16 protein-coding genes are annotated in these 18,749 nt (G+C 59.5%); 7 read left to right on the top strand and 9 right to left on the bottom strand.

Going from position 1 to position 18,749, the window contains the following annotated elements; genetic code table 11:
- Positions 1–65 precede the first annotated feature (65 nt).
- Positions 66–1,058, top strand: a complete 993-nt coding sequence (locus ACP15W_RS03140; protein ID WP_424931605.1) for an NAD(P)-dependent oxidoreductase — start codon at positions 66–68, stop codon at positions 1,056–1,058.
- A 60-nt stretch (positions 1,059–1,118) separates the two neighbouring features.
- On the opposite strand, the gene ACP15W_RS03135 is transcribed toward ACP15W_RS03140, so the two are convergent.
- The 3 genes from ACP15W_RS03135 to ACP15W_RS03125 are packed head-to-tail and all read right to left on the bottom strand — an operon-like array spanning position 1,119 to position 5,415.
- Positions 1,119–2,561, bottom strand: a complete 1,443-nt coding sequence (locus ACP15W_RS03135; RefSeq protein ID WP_424931367.1) for an aldehyde dehydrogenase family protein — start codon at positions 2,559–2,561, stop codon at positions 1,119–1,121.
- A gap of 12 nt (positions 2,562–2,573) precedes the next feature.
- On the bottom strand, positions 2,574–3,782 hold the full coding sequence (locus tag ACP15W_RS03130; protein ID WP_424931604.1) for a mandelate racemase/muconate lactonizing enzyme family protein: 1,209 nt from the start codon (positions 3,780–3,782) through the stop codon (positions 2,574–2,576).
- Positions 3,783–3,798: 16 nt separating this feature from the next.
- Positions 3,799–5,415, bottom strand: coding sequence for a GMC family oxidoreductase (locus ACP15W_RS03125; RefSeq protein WP_424931366.1), 1,617 nt, complete (start codon positions 5,413–5,415; stop codon positions 3,799–3,801).
- 168 nt (positions 5,416–5,583) lie between these two features.
- Here ACP15W_RS03125 and ACP15W_RS03120 point away from each other — a divergent pair, with 168 nt between their 5' ends.
- Positions 5,584–6,468, top strand: a complete 885-nt coding sequence (locus ACP15W_RS03120) for a LysR substrate-binding domain-containing protein (protein WP_424931365.1) — start codon at positions 5,584–5,586, stop codon at positions 6,466–6,468.
- A gap of 35 nt (positions 6,469–6,503) precedes the next feature.
- Here ACP15W_RS03120 and ACP15W_RS03115 read toward each other — a convergent pair whose 3' ends face one another.
- Entirely contained in the window at positions 6,504–7,394 is an 891-nt protein-coding gene (locus ACP15W_RS03115) for a LysR family transcriptional regulator (RefSeq protein WP_424931364.1), read from the bottom strand.
- 127 nt (positions 7,395–7,521) lie between these two features.
- Between ACP15W_RS03115 and ACP15W_RS03110 the strand changes: the two genes are divergently transcribed.
- Both ACP15W_RS03110 and ACP15W_RS03105 read left to right on the top strand, forming a co-directional pair.
- Complete coding sequence (locus tag ACP15W_RS03110; RefSeq protein WP_424931363.1) at positions 7,522–8,670, top strand: TauD/TfdA family dioxygenase; 1,149 nt, start codon at positions 7,522–7,524, stop codon at positions 8,668–8,670.
- Complete coding sequence (locus ACP15W_RS03105; protein WP_424931362.1) at positions 8,667–9,398, top strand: class II aldolase/adducin family protein; 732 nt, start codon at positions 8,667–8,669, stop codon at positions 9,396–9,398. The genes ACP15W_RS03110 and ACP15W_RS03105 overlap by 4 nt, the downstream gene beginning before the upstream one ends.
- Positions 9,399–9,504: 106 nt before the next feature.
- On the opposite strand, the gene ACP15W_RS03100 is transcribed toward ACP15W_RS03105, so the two are convergent.
- Genes ACP15W_RS03100 through iolD form a run of 4 tightly spaced genes read right to left on the bottom strand, consistent with a single transcriptional unit; the run spans position 9,505 to position 14,051 of the window.
- Complete coding sequence (locus ACP15W_RS03100) at positions 9,505–10,350, bottom strand: class II fructose-bisphosphate aldolase (RefSeq protein ID WP_424931361.1); 846 nt, start codon at positions 10,348–10,350, stop codon at positions 9,505–9,507.
- Positions 10,347–11,189 (bottom strand): 5-deoxy-glucuronate isomerase, encoded by an 843-nt coding sequence (locus ACP15W_RS03095; RefSeq protein ID WP_424931360.1) that lies wholly within the window; start codon positions 11,187–11,189, stop codon positions 10,347–10,349. The genes ACP15W_RS03100 and ACP15W_RS03095 overlap by 4 nt, the downstream gene beginning before the upstream one ends.
- Before the next feature lie 13 nt (positions 11,190–11,202).
- Positions 11,203–12,186 carry a 5-dehydro-2-deoxygluconokinase gene (iolC, locus tag ACP15W_RS03090; RefSeq protein ID WP_424931359.1) on the bottom strand — a complete coding sequence of 328 codons (984 nt, stop codon included), beginning with the start codon at positions 12,184–12,186 and terminating at the stop codon, positions 11,203–11,205.
- On the bottom strand, positions 12,186–14,051 hold the full coding sequence (iolD, locus tag ACP15W_RS03085; protein WP_424931358.1) for a 3D-(3,5/4)-trihydroxycyclohexane-1,2-dione acylhydrolase (decyclizing): 1,866 nt from the start codon (positions 14,049–14,051) through the stop codon (positions 12,186–12,188). The genes iolC and iolD overlap by 1 nt, the downstream gene beginning before the upstream one ends.
- A 127-nt stretch (positions 14,052–14,178) precedes the next feature.
- On the opposite strand from iolD, the gene ACP15W_RS03080 reads away from it, so the two are divergent.
- From ACP15W_RS03080 to ACP15W_RS03070, 3 genes are read left to right on the top strand one after another with little or no spacing between them, the layout of a single operon-like run.
- Positions 14,179–15,273 (top strand): Gfo/Idh/MocA family protein, encoded by a 1,095-nt coding sequence (locus ACP15W_RS03080; protein WP_424931357.1) that lies wholly within the window; start codon positions 14,179–14,181, stop codon positions 15,271–15,273.
- Positions 15,274–15,303: 30 nt separating this feature from the next.
- Positions 15,304–16,197, top strand: a complete 894-nt coding sequence (locus tag ACP15W_RS03075; protein ID WP_424931356.1) for a TIM barrel protein — start codon at positions 15,304–15,306, stop codon at positions 16,195–16,197.
- Between the two features lie 13 nt (positions 16,198–16,210).
- Positions 16,211–17,368, top strand: coding sequence for a Gfo/Idh/MocA family protein (locus ACP15W_RS03070; RefSeq protein WP_424931355.1), 1,158 nt, complete (start codon positions 16,211–16,213; stop codon positions 17,366–17,368).
- Positions 17,369–17,500: 132 nt separating this feature from the next.
- On the opposite strand, the gene ACP15W_RS03065 is transcribed toward ACP15W_RS03070, so the two are convergent.
- Positions 17,501–18,505, bottom strand: a complete 1,005-nt coding sequence (locus tag ACP15W_RS03065) for a LacI family DNA-binding transcriptional regulator (RefSeq protein WP_424931354.1) — start codon at positions 18,503–18,505, stop codon at positions 17,501–17,503.
- Positions 18,506–18,749 lie beyond the last annotated feature (244 nt).

The following is an 18,749-nucleotide window of genomic DNA, read 5'->3' as shown; positions in this document are numbered from 1 at the left end:
AGATATGATTGCCTCAGGCTAATGGTTCAAAGCGCCCCACGTCCCAGAATAAGGATAATTCCTCCATGAAAATCGGCTTTGTCGGTCTTGGCAATGTTGGCGGCAAACTTGCCGGCAGCCTGCTAAGAAACGGCTTCGATCTTACCGTACACGATCTCGACCCGTCCCTTGTGGAGAAATTTGTGGAACGGGGCGCAAAACCCACGTCTGGTCCCCTCGCTCTGATGCAGGACTGCGATGCGGTAATCACCTGCCTTCCTTCTCCAGCGGCTTCCGCAGCCGTCGTCGAGGCTATGCTGCCGGCTGTCGATGGCAGCAAAATCTGGATGGAGATGTCGACAACCGACTCAGGTGAAATCAGACGGCTTGCCGATGAAGTCATCGCGCGTGGCGGGGCGGCTATGGAATGCCCGGTGTCCGGGGGCTGCCACCGCGCAGATACCGGAAACATCTCGATCTTTGCCGGCTGTGATCGGGCGACCTTCGAAAGGATGCTCCCGACCCTGACGACCCTTGGCCGCAGGGTGTTGCACACCGGCGAAATCGGCAGCGCTTCAATCCTTAAGGTGATGACGAACTACCTCGCCACTGCGAACCTGCTCACTTGCTGCGAAGCATTGGTGACGATGAAGGCGGCCGGAATGGACATGAACACGACCTACGAGGCGATGAAGATTTCGTCCGGCACCTCCTTCGTACACGAGACCGAAAGTCAGGTGATTCTGAACGGGTCACGAGACATTTCCTTCACCATGGACTTGGTGAAAAAGGATATCGGCCTGTTCCAAAAGATCGCCGAGGCAAATGATGTTCCTCTGGAGATCAGCCCGCTGATGCTCGAAATCTTCAATGACGGAATCGCACGCTTCGGCGAGCGTGAGCTTTCACCCAACATCATCCGCCGCCTTGAAGAAGCAACGGGCCTGAAAGTTTCTGCGCCGGGCTTTCCCGCCGAGATGGTCGATGACGAGCCCGAGGAGCCTGGATACGAAGTCATTCCGACAGGTCTGTCAGCGCCCCTTGCCAAACTTCTGGCTGAAAGAGCACCGGCAGAGTGATCCATATTGTCTGACGGGCCCGCACCGCTTACGCGCCCGTTAGGAAAGCCATCATTTGCTCTAGACGCTGAACGGCGGGCGCACCTTGATTTCGAGGTAGTCCTCGAGGCCGAAGCGTCCGCCTTCGCGACCAATCCCGGACTGCTTGAACCCGCCGAAAGGCGAACCGTAGTCAGACCCGCGCCCGTTGATATGAATGCCTCCTGCCCGCATCGCGCGCGCCATGCGCAGCGCTCTTGCCTCATCTCCTGTCGAGACATAGGCGTCGAGCCCGTAGTCTGTATCATTGGCAAGCGCGATAGCTTCTTCCTCTGTGTCGAATGGCGCCATCACTAGAACAGGACCGAAAATTTCTTCACGCCACAGGGTCATGTCCGGGGTCACGTCACAGAAAACCGTCGGGCGCGCGAACCAGCCTGTCTCCAGACCCTTCGGCAATCCGGCGGGACGCCCCAGACCACCGGCCAGCAAACGGGTTCCCTCGTCGATCCCCTTGCCTATAAGCGCCTGCACGCGGTGATACTGGATTTCATCGAAGAGTGGCCCGATGTGGTCCCCTTCTTCAGCCGGATCCCCGACTTTCTGAGCCTCGGCGGCAGCACGAGCAATTTCAAGCGCAAGGTCATAGGCACTTCGCTCCACGAGCATCCGGGTCGGTGCGTTGCAGGACTGTCCCGAATTGTCGAAACAATCGAAAACGCCCTGAGTAACGCTTGCCTCCACATCCGCGTCTGCGAAAATGACATTTGGGGACTTGCCTCCCAACTCCAGCGTCACCCGTTTGATCGTTGCTGCAGCATCGCGGGATACGGCGCGGCCCGCGCGGGTCGATCCTGTGAAAGACATCATTGCAACGTCTCCGTGTCGGGACAGGGCCGCTCCGACGCCCTCACCGTCACCGAAGACGAGGTTGAAAACCCCCGGCGGAAACCCCGCCTCGTGGATCATCTCTGCGTAGATGCGGGCAGAAAGCGGCGTGTGCTCGGACGGCTTCAGCACACAGGTGCAGCCAGTGGCAAGTGCCGGAATTACTTTGAGAGAGATCTGGTTGATCGGCCAGTTCCACGGCGTGATCAAACCGCAGACCCCTATGGGCTCTAAGCTGACGATATCGCCGCTTGGAAGGGTTTCTTCTGCCTCATGCGCCTCCAGCGCGGCGATGAAACTCTCGAGGTGACCAAGGCCTGATTGTGCCTGCACTTCCCGCGACATCTTGGCCGGGGCACCCATCTCAGTGGTAATGGCTCGGGCGAGATCGTCCATCCTAGCGCGAGAGATTTCGGCGAGACGGTGCAGCAGTGCAAGACGCTCCGCCTTCGTGGTCATAGAGTAGGTCTCGAAGGCCGCCTTCGCGGAGGAGACCGCGCGGTCCACATCTTGCGAATTGCCAAGGGAAACGGTTCCGACCTGTGCACCGGTCGAAGGGGTCAGGATGGGCATCTGGCGCGGGGCATCCGGCATGACCCATTCGCCACCAATGTAGTATCTGTCAATCGTGATCATGTCTTAACTCGCTCAGGAGGTTGCGTGCGACTCGCTCATCGTCAGATGAAGTTCGCCTTCGGTGTAGGGCATTGAAGCAATGGCCGTGTCATCGAGTTCGAGACCGAGGCCGGGCCTGCGAGATGGAACGACATAGCCGTCTTCCCAAGCGATCTCGCCCTTGACTGCGGCCATGTACGGACCGTCAAACGTGCCGATACTCTCCAGAATAAGGAAATTGGGCGACGCCGCGGCGATCTGGATGTTGGCGGCCGCCACGATCGGCCCGCAATAGAGGTGCGGGGCGATCTGGACCTGTTGCGTTTCGGCCATGCCAGCAATCTTCTTGGCCTCGAGCAGCCCGCCGACCCGCCCGAGGTTCATCTGCAGGATGGATGCCGCACCTGCCTCCAACAGGCGGGCGAACTCGTATTTTGTACAGAGCCGCTCTCCGGCCGCCACAGGGATCGAGGTGAACATTGCAACTTGCGCCATTTCGGCGGGGCATTCTGGCGGAACCGGCTCCTCGAACCAGAGCGGATCGAAAGGTTCGAGCGCGCGCGCAAGGCGTTTGGCTCCGGAGACGGTGAATTGTCCGTGCGTACCGAAAAGCAGGTCCGCGCGATCCCCCACGGCTTTCCGGATTTCGCTGCAGAAATCTACACTGAGACTGATGTCGCCAAGCCTTGGCTGATGCCCGTCAAAGATCGTGTAGGGTCCTGCGGGATCGAATTTCACGGCCGTAAAGCCCTGCTCGACCATGCCTGCAGCGATCTCTGCTGCAACGTGCGGGTCATTGTATGCGTTTGGCTGACCCGGATCGGGATAAACGTCACCGCTCGAAGGATAGATATAAGAATAGCTTCGCAGCCGATCGTGAACCGCACCGCCCAGCAAGTCGTGAACCGGCTTGTCGGCTGCCTTGCCCAGAATATCCCAGCAGGCCATTTCGAGGCCACTGAAAATTCCCATCACGCTGATGTCCGGACGCAGGGTAAACCCTGCTCCGTAGGCTTTGCGGTATAGGAGTTCGATACGGTGCGGCTCCGCCCCCTCGAAGTGACGCGAGAACATGTCACGGGCCATTGCGCAACAGATATCGGGTCCGAAAGTCGCGTTGTAGATCTCGCCCACGCCTGTAATCCCGCAGGACGTGGTCAGCCGGACGAAGATGAAATATCGCCCACCATGGCGGGGTGGCGGGTTGCCGACGACAAATGTTTCAAGCTTCTCCAGACGCATCGGCATCTCTCTTCTTCTAGTTGGCCGCGGCCTGCTCCGTTTCCTGCAGGATGAGGTCGGACGCCCGCAGCGCAAGCATCATGGTCGGCGCATTGGTGTTGCCCGAGGTGATGTTCGGAAAGACCGACGCATCCACCACCCGAAGCCCAGGCACCCCGTGAACGCGAAGCCGTGTATCCGTCACCGACTTTTTGGGATCCTCGCCCATGCGGCATGTGCAGGTCGGGTGGAAGACGGTCGAAGCGCGTGCCCGGAATTCCTCAAGCAGCGCGACGTCGTCCATAGTCTCGAAACCGGCAGTCTTGCAACCCGACGTCACGGCACGCAGTGCAGGGGTCCGGGAGAGGGCACGAATGATCTTCGTGCCGCGAAGGGCCGTGTAGCGGTCCTCCTCGGTTCCGAGGGAGTTCGGCCGAATAACAGGAACCTCGCGATAATCCGCCGAGCGGATGCGCACCGAGCCCCGGCTCGTAGGCCGGCAGGGCTGTGCGGAAAGCAAGTATCCCGGATCACGGTCGATGACCACCCGGCCCTCCGGCGTGATCTCATAGGACGCGGGGTTGCAGAAGAGCTGCACGTCCGGGCCGCGCGACCGGGGTTCGGATCGCACGAAGCCGCCAACCTGGTTCACGGGCACGGCGAGCGGGCCACGTCGTGTAAGGGCGTAGCGCAGGCCAGCCACGGCCCGGCCCAGCGGTCGACCAAGCACGTTGTTGAGTGTTTGGCATGTGGCCCGGAACTGGAAGGACACTGCAAGGTGATCCTGAAGCCCTTCGCCCACCTGCGTCAGGTCCCGGCGAACCTCAACGCCATGCGACCGGAGCAGTTCGGCAGGTCCGATGCCAGACAATTGCAGGAGTTGGGGCGAGTTGATCGCCCCGGCACTCAATATGACCTCCCGCCGCGCGCGAACCCGATAGACCTCGCCATTCTGTTCATAAACCAGCCCATCGGCCCGCGACCCGTCGAATGTCAGACGGGAAACATGGGCGCGGATTTCTAGCGTGAGGTTACCTCTTAACAGTGCTGGACGCAGAAATGCGTCCGCGGCAGACCAGCGCATGCCGCTTCGAACATTACTTCGATAGTAGCTGATTCCCTCAGCACCATCCGCATTCATGTCATCAGGGGTGAGATAGCCAGCATCCCGCGCGGCCTTGAGAAAACGACGCGCAAAGGGGTTCATCTGGTCCGACAGATCCTGCACCCAGACCGGTCCACCGTTCTCCGGCGCGCCCGAGTGACATTCCATCCGTTCGTAGATTGCACGGACCGTGTCCCAGGCCCATCCGGTCGCGCCCGCCGCTGCCCAGTCATCAAAATCACGTGGTTGACCGCGAACATAGGTCATCGCATTTATCGAACTAGAACCACCGATTACCCGCCCCCGAGGCCAATAGCAGATGCGACCGTTCAGCCCCTCCTCCGAATCCGTGTGATATCCCCAGTTCAGCGCAGGCTTTGCGTAGTTTATGGCATAGCCCACCGGCACCTTGATCCAGAACTGCCGGTCGCTCCCGCCAGCCTCGAGTATCAGAACACTGTGGCGCCCCCCCGCAGAGAGCCGATCTGCCAGCACGCAGCCCGCCGATCCGGCCCCGACGATCACGTAGTCGAAATCTCTGGTCTTCATGGCATCGCACTCGTCTTGCACCCTGCGCCGCCCATCCACATGATCCCGCTCCCGAGGTGAGTTCAAACAACGGCTATGACCGCTTTGACCCCACCGCGCTTGGAGCTAACCGGTTGCATCCCATTGCGCCCGACACCATGATCGCGCAAAAATTTTGTCGGATACTCGATGCGTAGGCTGCCCCATGTTACTTGGCTTCGATCTTTCGAGGCTGCGGCACGTCACAGTTCCTTCAGCGCCGCTGCGGACGAGCTGAACCTGACCCCTGCAGCTGTCAGTCAACAGATCCGTCTTCTGGAACAACATCTCGGGATTGCGCTCTTCACTCGGCTGGCGAAAGGCGTTCAACTTACCGATATCGGTCTGGCCTATGCTATTCCGGTCCGAAAATCCTTCCTCGAGATGCAATCCGCGACCGACGGGCTATTTCACGTACAGAGCAAATCGGTTGTGCGGGTGCGCTGTTCGATCTCGTTTGCGGCTCTCATTCTAGCCCCCCTGTTGCGCGAGTTCACACGCGCGCATCCGGGGATTGACGTCGACCTCTCAACAGCTGTCTGGTCGGACCGTATCGACGATTCCACTGTCGATCTTGATATTCGCTACGGTGAAGGAGACTGGCCCGAACAGAACATCCATCCCATCCCTGTCGATGATGCGACCATTGTTTGCCATCCGGATTACGCCCCGCGACTGGGCACCGCTCTTCGCGCAGAAACGCTTGCCGCAGCCGATGTCGTCAAGATCGTGGGCTCCGAAGCCGACTGGGACAGGCTTCTCGTTCAATGCGGGTTGTTCGACGGGCAACGGCTTGACCACTGGGTCAAAGCGGATTCCTCGCTCATTGCGATGCAGATCCTTTCCGCCGGACACGGCTGCGCCATCATCTCCCGCAGCTTCGCCCGGCGCGAGCTTCAGGAAGGCCGCCTTGTTGCACCATTTGACGTAACCCTTCCCATGAGTGCGAACTTCGCCTTGGTGGAACGCGACGATCAGCGCCGACGCCTCGACGTACGCACGCTGATTGATTGGTTGCTGATACAGAGGATCTGACCTGTCGGCTGCGCTCGATTGCGAGGGCGTAAACACTAGACCAGCGCTTGTTCCTCCCTGAGCCAATTCATGAAGTTAAGAGTGTCATGGGAGGGGGCAGTCGAGGTCGTTACGAAATAGGCCGTCCCGAGGCTCAAAGTGCCGTCTGGCCAGTGGGATAGTGCTCCTTCCTGCACTGCGCGTCCGGTGATCGACCGCCAGCCGAGCATTAGCCCCCGCCCGTCATAAACGGCCTGCGCGGCTTGGACGTAATTGTTGAAGATCTGTCCGCCCACTCTTGGGCGCGTGATCCTCCGTGCTTGGAAATAATCCTCCCAACCGGCCCAGTGCTGATTGCGCGGACTGCGGACGTGGATGAGTGGCGCGACGTCGAGCCCTTGCCCATCGGCAAGCAGGCGCTCGACCAGAGCTGGAGCACCAACAGGACAGATCAGCTCATCGAACAATTTTTCCGTTCGCCCCTCGCGCCACCCCCCGTTGCCGTAGCGAAATGCTACGTCAATTCCGGGCGTCAGGACCGGCAGGTCTGTAGACGGGGCCTGCACATTCACCGTGATCTCTGGATGTCGCGCATAAAAGGCCGGCAGGCGTGGCATCAACCAGTAAGTAGCCATCCCCAAAGTGCAGGAAACCGTCACCTGTCGCTCTCCCACCGAATGCAGCGCTTGCAGGTCGTCAAGTGTGGCAGATATGCGGCCCAGTCCCTCGCGTACTGCTCTGGCAAGTAATTCGCCCGCCTCCGTAAGTTTCGCGGGCCGAACGGAGCGGTCGAACAGCGCCACTCCTACATGGTCCTCAAGCGCGCGGAGCGCCTGGCTGACGGCAGGTTGCGTTACGTTGAGCCGCGCGGCTGCATCGCGCATCGATCCATGCCGTGAAAGCGCCTCGAATGTTACCAGAAGTCGCAATTGCGGAAGGTGATCCATATCTCACAACTTAAGCGTTAGCTTATCTTAACTTCACACGATTCCGTCTGTTGGTAAAGTAAAACCCGTGGAATGCTGCACCACAGCAACTCCTTGATCTCCCATTCTCCATGAGCGGATTCTGACAATGAACCAGCTTAGTTCTTCACTGACCACGCCCAACGTCGTTGCTCTTGGCGAGCATGGACTGGACGTGACGCTTGCGGATGGCAGGACACAGTATTTCAACTACTACTGGCTGCGTGACAACTGTCCCAGTTCGTTCAGCTCAGTGACGAGAGAGCGCAGCTTCGACATTTTTCACCTCGAAGCCGCCCCGCGGGCCGCAGCGGCGAGATTTGAGGGCGATGCTCTCGTCATCGAATGGAGCAATGAAGATCATGTGACCCACATGCCGGTTGATTGGCTGGCAATCTACGCTGGCGGCGGACGGCGCAGAGATCCGGCAGACCTGCCGCGCGAGGCGTGGTTCAGCGATCACTATCAGAATGTGCCACGCTTCTCGCAACCGGAACTGGTCGCGAGCCTCGATCGGCGCGCCGAATGGATCAGGGCCATGCTTGTCCATGGCTTCACGATCGTGAGCGACATGCCCGACAGCGACGAAGGCCTGACCCGGACCGCCGAACTCATGGGATCAATCCGCCCGACATTCTTCGGCACTTATTTCGACGTAAAGCTGCACATAAACCCAACCAATACCGCCTACACAGCTGGCGCGCTCGAGCTTCATACGGATACTCCGGCGGAAGAGTTCGCCCCAGGCATCCAGTTCCTGCACTGCCGTTCCAACACCGTGCAGGGAGGCGAAAGCCTCTATGCCGACGGCGTGGCCGTGGCCAATGCCTTCCGCACACGTGACCCAGAAGGTTTTCGCCTTCTCTCCGAGACCGCCATTCCCTATTTTTGCGAACACGACACCTACGATGCCCGGTCGCGGCAATACGTGATCGAACTCGACCAGCACGGAGAAGTCTCGGGCCTGACAATCAGCCAGCACATGGCGGATATCTTCGATCTCGATCAGAAGCTTCTGGATGACTATTATCCCGCCTTCTGCCGGTTCGGCCGGATGCTGCAGGAAGAGAAATACATGATGCGCTTCATGATGAAGGGTGGAGAATGCATGGTCTTCGACAACCACCGCATCGTCCACGGTCGCGCCGCCTATACCGCGACCAGCGGAGAACGTTACCTGAGAGGCTGTTATGTTGACCGCGGGGAGATGCGCTCCACCTATCGTGCGCTCGTCAGCGAAGGACGCTTCAAGTCATGAATCCGCCGCTTAATTGCACCGACACCATTGCGGACCTGCGCCGAGATCTATCCGACGCCTTCCGCATCTGCCATGCGCTCGGCTGGAGCGAGAGCGTCGGCAACCATTTCAGTGCCGCAACCTCGGTGGACGGTCACGAATTCCTGCTGAATCCGAAATGGCAGCACTTTGCAACCATTGCGCCCGAGGACCTGCTGCTGCTTGATTGCGGTGACTTGAAGGTACTAGATCAGCCTAATGCGCCCGACGCGTCGGCATGGTGCATCCATGGCACGCTTCATCGCCGTTTGCCGGAGGCTCGCGTGGTTCTCCATGTGCATTCCCCTTATGCCACGGCGCTGGCTTGCCTCAAGGACCCGACACTGATTCCGATCGACAACAATACCGCGCGCTTCTTCGGGCGCACGGCCTATGACCTCACTTTCGGCGGCATCGCTGACGCAGCCGAGGAAGGGGAGCGGTTGGCCGAGGCGCTATGTGGGAAATCCGTACTCGTCATGGGCAATCATGGCGTTCTCATCGTCGGCGAAACTGTTGCCGAAGCAATCGAGGACCTCTATTTCTTCGAAAAGGCAGCCCAGACCCTGATACTCGCGCGTTCGAGTGGCCAGCCCCTTGCTGTCCTCTCCGATGCAGTGGCGCAGAAGACGGCCGATGGATGGCTCGCCTATCGCGGAATGGCCGAACGCCACTTCGCATATCTGCGAAGCACATTGCCCAAGAACTAAACGCGCGCCTTTGCAGTCAGCATCTTTAGGAGGAACCCTTCGCCGTTGACATCACGCTAAGTCGAGCCGCGTCCAAAGGGGATATCGCCGAGATCACGCATTTGGTTCAGGCTTGCAGGCCTGTGGGTGCTCCCAACCCATTAAGGATCTTCCTCGTGGCGGCGACGAGCGGGTCATGAATTTCCTTCAGAATCTCAACCCGGTCGAAACGGCTCTGATCGCGGTTGACTGCAGTCCGCAGAGCTTCGCCAAACACCATGCGGAGTTCGGTGCCGATATTGAACTTGCAGATGGCCGAGGTCCGAGCGAGTTCAAGGCGCTGGGCGTGGGAGACGCCCGACCCACCGTGGATAACCAGCGGTACGGAAGTGACCTCCTCGATCGCCCGGATGCGCTTCGCGTCAAGGCCGGCTCCATCGCCTCTCTGCAAGTGAACATTGCCCACGGAAATGGCCATGGCATCGACTCCGGTTTCACGAGCGAAATGCGCGGCTTCTTCAGGATCAGTACCCGCTGAAGCCTCACCGCCGTCATAGCCCACGAACCCGATTTCCCCCTCACAGGATATCCCCGCCTTGTGGGCCATCTGAGCAATTTCAGCGGTTTCGGCGATATTCTCTTCTAGGGGTTTCCGCGACCCATCGTACATCAGAGAGGTAAAACCGTTCTCCAGCGCAATTCGGCATTCTTCTCTGGAATAGCCGTGGTCCAGATGCGCCACGACCGGCACGGATGCTTGCTCCGCCAGATGAAGGAACATCTTGCCAAGTATTGGAAGCGGTGTGTGCTCACGACAACCGGGCCCCGCCTGCAAGATTACTGGCACACCCTCAGCCTCCGCTGCCGCCACAAACGCGCGCATGTCTTCCCAACCGAGGGTCACGAGCCCCGCGACGGCATAGCCATCGCGAAGCGCAGGTTGCAGAACCTCTGCAAGTGTGGCCCGTGTCATTTGAACTTGGCCACCATGTCCTTAATGCCCGGGATCGTCTCGACCTGATAGGCATGCGTCGGCTGGAAAAACTGGACGAGGGAACGCTGACTCAAGCCCCCGAGAATGGTGAAATAGTACATCTCGTAGCCAGGAAGCGCGACACAAGGGTGATATCCCTTGTCGAGGACGATGGTCGATCCATTGACGATGTGATAGGCGTCGCCCGGTTCGTTGTCGACCCGCTGAAGCATCTGCAATCCTGAGCCATGGTTTGGACGAAAACGGAAGTTATAGGTCTCGTCATGGCGCGTCTCGTCCGGCAGGCGGTCGGTATCGTGCTTATGCGACGGGAATCCTGACCAACCGCCCTGCCCGACTGTAAAGAGCTCGCTGACCAGAAGACGTCCTACCTTGTCGGCCTGCTTCTGACCAAGGATGTGCTTGATCTTGCGATGCGTCTTGGTGTCGTCGCTGCCATACTGCACGAAGTCCAATTGATCCGATCGGATATCGAAGGGTTCGAGAACGCCATCAAATCGCGCCCCCGCCACAAAAACCTCGGCATTCTCGGATATGCAGACCATACGGATTTTTGCACCTGTCGGCACGTAAACGCCTTCCGGTTCCCCATCCCAGACATCAACGCCGCGGTTCCCCAGAGAGGAAAAGACTACACCCTCGACCTCGACATCCACTGTGCCGGTGGCCGGAACGATGCAGGTTTCGTAGCCGGGCACTTGATATTCGAACATCTGCCCGCGCTCGAGCTTGACGATATTGAAGTAGTTGAGTGGAACGCGTGCATCGTCTACATCCACGATGGGTCGGTTCTGGTTGTCGAACGGAGCAATATGCATGGTAAATCCTCTGTTATCCGGCCGCCGTGGGGCCTGGATGTTTCTTGAGAAAATCCTCGAGTTCGTCGGTCGTGGGCATGGCCGGCGCGCAACCGACGCGTGAAACCACGATCGATGCGCAGGCCGATCCACGCAAAACCGCCTCTTTCAGCGGGAAGCCGGCGGCGAGTGAGGCGATGAAACCGCCCATGAAACTATCGCCCGCTCCGGTCGGCTTAAGCGCATCTACCGGATAGATCCCGGTTCTGAATTCCTCATTCCGGGTCAACGTCACGGCACCTTTCTCCCCCATCTTGTAGACGACGATGCTTGCTGTCGATCCAGCCAGTTCGCGGGCCTTGTCGAGTCCCTTGTCGTAACTTCCAGCCATGAAACCGAATTCGACATCGTTGCCGATTATAAAGTCGCAGAGTGTGCCCGCCCTCGAGTAGGTCTCTGCCGCGATCTCTGCCGAAGGCCAGCTATAGGGCCGGTAGTCCACGTCGAAGATCAGAGGCAGGCCTGCCTTGCGGGCCAGTTCGAATGCCCTGAAAGCTGCGGAGCGTGAGGGCTCTGCGGCAAAGACTGTGCCGGTGGTGATCAGCGCGCCATAGGCGGAATAGTCAACGGCTGATACGTCCTCAATTGTCATCTCGAAATCGGCTGCACCATTGCGATAAATGACCGATTGGTGATCTTCGACACGGGTTTCAACGACGGCAAGCGAATTACGGGATTCACCACTAACCGAGCTGACATGGGTGCGGTCGATGCCGTATTTGTCCAGTTCGTTGAGCGCAAAACGCCCGATGGCATCATCTGACACGCTCGTCACCAGCGCGGCCTGCCCTCCATGTCTCCGGATCGCCACACCGATATTGGCCGAAGACCCGCCAAGGTATGCGACGAATTTCTCTGCATTTTCTGTCCGCGTGCCGGGCGGATCGGGATAGAAGTCCATCCCTGCCCGACCAATGATGACGAAGTTGTTGCTCTTCAGGCGCTCGAGGTCTGCCATCACACGCCCCTGCGCTGTCTGACACGGGCGGACTCCCATTCTTCGTGCGCGGCACGGACCGTTTCATTCTCGGTCACATGGGGCGTGCCGACCTCCCACCAGGCATGACCCTGTTTCGTCCAGCCTTCGTAGGGATCGACAGCCATGCAGATCACGCAGGTCTTGTCGCTGGCCTTCGCGCGCCGGAACGCTTCGGCAAGCCCCTCGACATTGGCCACGGTCTCCGTCTGGGCCCCCATTGCCGCAGCATGCGCCTCGAAATCCACGCCGAACGGCTCGGGAATGGTTGGGCAATCGGCAAGAAGGTTGTTGAAGCTCTCATTGCCCGTGTTGTTCTGCAGCTTGTTGATCACCGCGAACCCGCCATTGTCGAGCACAAGTATGATCAGCTTCTTGCGACTGAGAACGGACGAATAGATGTCCGAATTCATCAGCATGTAGGATCCGTCGCCCACGAAGACGATCGTGTCCTTGTCGGGCTCGCGCTCGGCTTGAGCAATGCGGGCACCCCAGCCCCCTGCGATCTCGTAACCCATGCAGGAGAAGCCGAATTCAATATCGACTGTTCCCACATCGAGCGTGCGCCAGTTCGCCGCGACCTCGGCGGGCAGACCACCGGCGGCCGCGACAACTCTGTCTCGCGTATCACAGATAGCGTTTACCGCTCCAATGGCCTGAGCGTAGGAGTTCGGCCGGTTGCCGTGGCTTACATTGTCCGCGACATAGGCATCCCAGGTCCGCCGTTCCTCTTGAGCATATTGGGTCCAGCTCTCCGGCGTCTTGTAGCCCGTCATCTCCGCACCCAGTGCATTGAGCGCAAGCTTTGCATCCCCCACGACCGGCATGGAGAGGTGCTTTCCGGCATCGTGGCGCGCGGCATTGATCGAGACGAAACGTGCGTCCTGCGCAAACGCGGTCCAGGAACCGGTCGTGAAATCCTGCAACCTAGTGCCTACAGCTAAGATCACATCCGCCTTTTCCGCGATGGCATTGGCACTGTCGGACCCTGTCACACCGATGGGACCGATATTGAGGGGGTGCGTTGCCACGAGGTTGGCCCGGCCTGCGATGGTCTCGACCACCGGGATCGCATGCGCCTCGGCAAACGCGGTCAGTTCCCTCACGGCACCTGAGTATTGCACACCGCCGCCCGCGATGATCATCGGACGTTCAGCAGCCCGAAGAAGTTCGGCGGCACCCGCCACTTCCGCCGCATCGGGTGAAATGCGACGGATACGATGGATCTTCCTCTCGAAGAGCACGACCGGGTAATTATAGGTCCAGCCCTGAACATCCTGAGGAAGACCTATGAAAGCCGGTCCGCAATCGGCAGGGTCCAGCATTGTGGAGAGAGCTGCGGGCAAAGACTGGATGATCTGAGCCGGGTGCGTGATCCGATCCCAGTACCGGCTCACCGCCTTGAAGGCGTCGTTTACACCCAGTGAGGGGTTGCCGAAATGCTCGAGTTGCTGGAGCACCGGGTCCGGAAGGCGGGTTACAAACGCATCGCCGCAGAGAAGCAACATGGGCAGACGGTTTGCATGGGCGAGTGCGGCTGACGTGAGAAGGTTCGTGGTACCCGGGCCCGCGGAGGCGGTGCAGAACATGAAACGCTGGCGCAGCCACTGCTTGGAATAGGCGGCCGCAGCGAACCCCATGCTCTGCTCGTTCTGACCCCGGTAGAGAGGAAGCTCTGTCTGGTAATCGTTGAGCGCTTCGCCGAGGCACGTCACGTTGCCGTGGCCGAAAATACCGAAACCACCGCCACACAGACGATATTCGCGACCGTCGATCTCGATATGCTGCGCGGCAAGCCATCTAATGATGGCCTGCGCCGTCGTCAGCCGAATGGTTTCCTGGCTCATGCGTTCGCTCCCCTTCAGTCTTACTTTTCGGCTTCAGCTCCCAAGATTGAGTCTTGCCGAATGTTGATTCGCAGGATACTACTTTTGCAACCGGTTGCAAACCGAAATTAGGGGGAGGAAGATCGCGATGCCGGAGATCGGAATTGGCATTCTCGGCGGGGGCTATATGGGAAAGGCTCATTCGGTGGCCATGTCTTCCGTCGGTGCCGTGTTCAACACCAAGCTACGCCCCCGGCTTGAAATGATCTGCGCCAGTTCGCCGGAGTCAGCCGAACGCTACCGGAAGGCATACGGTTTCGCGCGGGCTACTGCGGACTGGCGCAAGCTTGTGGCCGATCCTGCGGTCGAAGCGATCGTTATTGCTACGCCTCAAGAACTGCACAAGGAAATCGCCGAAGCCGCCTTCGCCGCCGGCAAGCCGGTCCTGTGCGAAAAACCCATGGGCGCGACACTGGAAGAAGCAGAAGACATGGTTGCAGCCGCAGAGGCCAGTGGCGTTGCAAACATGGTTGCCTACAATTACATCCGCACCCCTGCGAGCCGTTTTGCGCGTAATCTCATAGCATCCGGGAGAATTGGAACCGTCACCTGGTTTCGCGGTGAGCATACCGAAGATTTCTATTCTGACCCGGAATCCCCTGCCTCGTGGCGCACCACTGGGATGGCGAACGGAACGATGGGCGATCTTGCGCCTCATATGATCAACGCAGCCCTCGCCCTTGTCGGACAGGTCGAAAGCCTCGTTGCCGAAGTCGAAACCGTTCATTCGGAGCGTCCAGGCGGTACGGTCACCAACGATGACCAGGCGCAGATGATGTGCCGCTTCTCCAATGGGGCTATGGGCCACTTATTTTTCAGCCGTGTCGCGACCGGCCGGAAGATGGGCTATGCCTATGAAATCATGGGGACAAAGGGCGCAATCCGCTTCGATCAGGAAGACCAGAACGCCGTCTGGCTTTATCTGGCCGAAGGTCCGGAAGCCGAGCGCGGGTTCCGCAAGATCTTGACGGGCCCCGCCCACCCTGACTACGAGCCGTTTTGTCTCGGACCCGGCCACGGGACGGGATACCAAGATCAGATCATCATCGAGGCCCGGGACTTCCTGTGTGCCATCGAAACCGGCGAAGCAATCTGGCCAACTTTCCGCGACGGACTTGAAGTCAATCGCGTTGTCCAGGCCGCGATCGAGTCCTCGCGAGACAAGGCGTGGCGCTCTCTGTAACTCCCTGCTTGCTGCTGAAAGGCACCTGACATGACTATCCGCATTGGCAATGCGCCCTGCTCATGGGGCGTTGAATTCGCTGGCGATCCCAGAAACCCGAGCTGGCGCACGGTCCTGAAGGAATGCGCGGACGCCGGATACAAGGGGATCGAACTCGGGCCAGTGGGCTTCATGCCCGAGGATCCGGTAAAACTGGGCGATGCACTTTCCGAATTTGACCTTGAACTGATTGGTGGTGTGGTCTTTCGCCCGTTCCATGATCCAGCCAAATGGGCAGAGACCGAGGATGCCACCATTCGCACCTGCAAAGCGCTGAAGGCCCATGGCGCGAAGCATCTCGTCCTGATCGACTCGATTTCCGAGCGCCGAGCCCCGACCGCAGGCCGCCCAAGCGAAGCTGTGCAAATGGATGCAGACGAATGGAAGGCCTTCCGTGACCGTCTCGCCACCGCCGCACGGATTGGCACCGAAGAGTATGGGCTGACCGTTGGGATCCACGCTCATGCGGCGGGGTTCATGGATTTCGAACCGGAACTGGAGCGCCTTCTGGACGAGGTTGATGAGAATATCCTCAAGATCTGCTTCGACACCGGGCATCATTCCTACGCCGGTTTCGATCCCGTCGCTTTCATGAAGAAGCATATAGGCCGAATTTCCTATATGCATTTCAAGGACATAGATCCTACCGTGAAGGCTGACGTCATCGAGAATCGGACCGGGTTCTACGATGCTTGCGGCCAAGGCATTTTCTGCAAGCTTGGCCAGGGAGATGTCGATTTCCCGGCCGTTCGCCAAGTGCTGTTGGAGAGCGGGTTCGAGGGCTGGTGCACTGTCGAGCAGGATATCGACCCAACGCTCGATAACACGCCCATGGAAGACAACCGGGACAACCGGGAATATCTCGAGTCCATCGGGTTCAAGTGAGGGAGGGAAACCAATGACAAAACTGAAGTGGGGCATGATCGGCGGCGGCGAAGGCAGCCAGATCGGCCCGGCGCACCGCCTAGGCGCAGGACTTGACGGGGATTTCGAATTCACCGCCGGCGCGCTCGATCACAGGCCTGATTCGGGGCGCGAATATGGCAAGCGTCTCGGCCTCGCCGCAGACCGGTCCTATGGCGACTGGAAGGAAATGCTTGCCGGTGAATCCGCGCGGGATGACCGGATCGACCTCGTCACTGTTGCCACGCCGAATTCCACGCATTTCGAGATCACAAAGGCATTTCTCGAGGCTGGCTTCCACGTGATGTGCGAGAAGCCCATGACGATGACGATCGAGGAAGGCGAGGAGATCGTTCGCATTGCCAAGGCGTCCGATCGGATCTGCGCCGTGAACTACGGCTATACCGGGTATTCGCTTGTGCGGCACATGAAGGCGATGGTCGCGCGAGGTGATCTTGGCAAGATTCGTCTCGTGAAGGCAGAGTTCGCGCACGGGCACCATGCCGACGCCGCGGACGCCGACAACCCGCGCGTACGCTGGCGCTATGATCCGGCGCAGGCGGGCGTTTCGGCGCAGTTCGCAGACTGCGGCATACATGCACTGCACATGGCAAGTTTCGTTGTGGGTCAGGAAGTTGAGCGCCTCTCTGCCGACACCGTGTCCTGCATCTCGAGCCGCATTCTCGAAGATGATGCGATGGTCAATTTCCGCATGGATGGCGGCGCTGTGGGGCGGCTCTGGACGTCGTCGGTCGCGATCGGTCGCCAGCACGGCCTGACCCTCCAGGTCTTTGGCGAGACAGGCGGTTTGCGCTGGGCCCAGGAGCAGCCCAATCAGCTCTACTGGATGCCGCTCAACGGGCGCCTTCAGACTATCGAGCGCGGCGAAGCGAACCTCTCGCCGGAAGCCGATCGCACCACCCGCGTAACCATCGGGCACGCCGAAGGCATGCCGCTGGCATTTGCGAACCTTTACAAGGACTTGTCAGAAGCCATCCGGGCCCGAAAGGAAGGTCGCGAGATGGATCCGGCGGCCAATCTCTATCCGCGTGCGGAGGACGGTCTGCGATCGATGGCGGCGGTCTTCGCTGTGGCGAACTCGGGCAAGCAGGACGGGGCCTGGGTGGACGCGCGCCCGCCGATGTTCCGCTGAAATGACCTGTGCATTCGGGCGGAAACACCGCCCGAATGCGACACCGCGAGGCGGTCTGAATCGCGGAAAATTCGTATATGACTTTGATATGCTTTTGATATGCATTTCATATGCATAAAAGTGCGGCTTGGATCAGGGTTTCGGGGCGGGACGCAAGGTGCCCCGCTCCACCACGGAACACGGAAAGACCCGCATTTCGGGGTAGCGATCGGGCTCTTCCAGCATCGCAACGATTAACTCGATTGACGAGTGAATGATCTCCCGAAGCGGCTGATGGATGGTCGTGAGATTGATGTTCTCCCACCCCGCCATCTCCATGTCGTTGAGCCCCAGGAGGCCCACATCGCCCGGCACGCTCAATCCGGCGTCCTTGAGCGCACTCAGAGCACCAATCGAGAGAACGTCGTCACCGCAGAAGTAGGCCTCCGCCGGACCCGCCGCGATGAGGCGCTGCATCTGTTCGCGCCCGGCACGAAAACTGTAGGCACCGGCGAAGCTGATGCTGGCTTCGAGATCGGGATGGCGTGCGGCTTCTTCCTGGAACCCGGAGAGGCGATCGATGGTCGATGTGGCGGTTTCCGGCCCGCCCATGAATGCGACCCTGCGGTATCCCCTCGCAACGAATTCGCGAACCGCGATGCGGCCGCATTCGACATTGTCGATGCCCACCACGGGGACATGGTTCTCCGACGAAAGCCGCCCAAAACTGTGGACGACGGGCAAGCCCGTCGCGCGGAACGCCTGGGAGAACCCCGGCGGCAGCGTGGAAGATGCCACAACCGCGCCATCCACCGAATACTGCCGCAGCATCTTCAACGAGTTCTCCGGGTCTGTTTCATCGGAGAGATTCACGAGCAGCGGCCTCAGGCCACGATCCTGCAAGCCGCGGGTGAAGAGATCGAAAACCTGAAGGAAAACAGGGTTGTGGAAGTTGTTGGACACCAGGCCGATGAGCTTTGTCCGGCCGGTCGTAAGGCTGCTTGCGAGCGCGTTCGGACTGTAGCCAAGTTCGGCTGCGGCGCGTTCGACCTTGCGCCTCATCTTGTCCGAGACAGATGCGCCATCGGTGAATGTCCGGGACACGGCGGATCGAGAAACGCCCGCCCGTTCTGCAACATCCCTGAGAGTTACGCCCACTCACAAACCCATTCTACGAAGTTGAAATCAAGCACGTCGCGTAGGGCTCGCGATCACCTGCAAGCCGCAGTGTCAGATTCATGACACAAATTGCAACGGGTTGCAACCGATTGCAAAGAAGAGATGCCAGTATGGCGCGTGAAGATCGCGGGAATCGCGCGGTCGTTCGCGCAAGACAGTTCTCGCTGGCCCGGCGACCCGGGGGAGATCGCGGCACTCCAACTCGTTAACCGTATGTGAAGAT

This window comes from Amaricoccus macauensis, from assembly GCF_049800915.1.
Taxonomy (GTDB): domain Bacteria; phylum Pseudomonadota; class Alphaproteobacteria; order Rhodobacterales; family Rhodobacteraceae; genus Amaricoccus; species Amaricoccus macauensis_A.
This window is presented reverse-complemented; position numbering and strand designations above follow the sequence as displayed.

Bases quoted from the DNA above. Each gene is read 5' to 3' on its own strand.
- iolC (WP_424931359.1), bottom strand. From the start codon at position 12,186: ATGGCAGACCTCGAGCGCCTGAAGAGCAACAACTTCGTCATCATTGGT.
- ACP15W_RS03130 (WP_424931604.1), bottom strand. From the start codon at position 3,782: ATGCGTCTGGAGAAGCTTGAAACATTTGTCGTCGGCAACCCGCCACCC.
- ACP15W_RS03125 (WP_424931366.1), bottom strand. From the start codon at position 5,415: ATGAAGACCAGAGATTTCGACTACGTGATCGTCGGGGCCGGATCGGCG.
- ACP15W_RS03140 (WP_424931605.1), top strand. From the start codon at position 66: ATGAAAATCGGCTTTGTCGGTCTTGGCAATGTTGGCGGCAAACTTGCC.
- ACP15W_RS03120 (WP_424931365.1), top strand. From the start codon at position 5,584: ATGCGTAGGCTGCCCCATGTTACTTGGCTTCGATCTTTCGAGGCTGCG.
- ACP15W_RS03080 (WP_424931357.1), top strand. From the start codon at position 14,179: ATGCCGGAGATCGGAATTGGCATTCTCGGCGGGGGCTATATGGGAAAG.
- ACP15W_RS03135 (WP_424931367.1), bottom strand. From the start codon at position 2,561: ATGATCACGATTGACAGATACTACATTGGTGGCGAATGGGTCATGCCG.
- ACP15W_RS03105 (WP_424931362.1), top strand. From the start codon at position 8,667: ATGAATCCGCCGCTTAATTGCACCGACACCATTGCGGACCTGCGCCGA.
- ACP15W_RS03110 (WP_424931363.1), top strand. From the start codon at position 7,522: ATGAACCAGCTTAGTTCTTCACTGACCACGCCCAACGTCGTTGCTCTT.
- iolD (WP_424931358.1), bottom strand. From the start codon at position 14,051: ATGAGCCAGGAAACCATTCGGCTGACGACGGCGCAGGCCATCATTAGA.
- ACP15W_RS03095 (WP_424931360.1), bottom strand. From the start codon at position 11,189: ATGCATATTGCTCCGTTCGACAACCAGAACCGACCCATCGTGGATGTA.
- ACP15W_RS03075 (WP_424931356.1), top strand. From the start codon at position 15,304: ATGACTATCCGCATTGGCAATGCGCCCTGCTCATGGGGCGTTGAATTC.
- ACP15W_RS03070 (WP_424931355.1), top strand. From the start codon at position 16,211: ATGACAAAACTGAAGTGGGGCATGATCGGCGGCGGCGAAGGCAGCCAG.
- ACP15W_RS03115 (WP_424931364.1), bottom strand. From the start codon at position 7,394: ATGGATCACCTTCCGCAATTGCGACTTCTGGTAACATTCGAGGCGCTT.
- ACP15W_RS03100 (WP_424931361.1), bottom strand. From the start codon at position 10,350: ATGACACGGGCCACACTTGCAGAGGTTCTGCAACCTGCGCTTCGCGAT.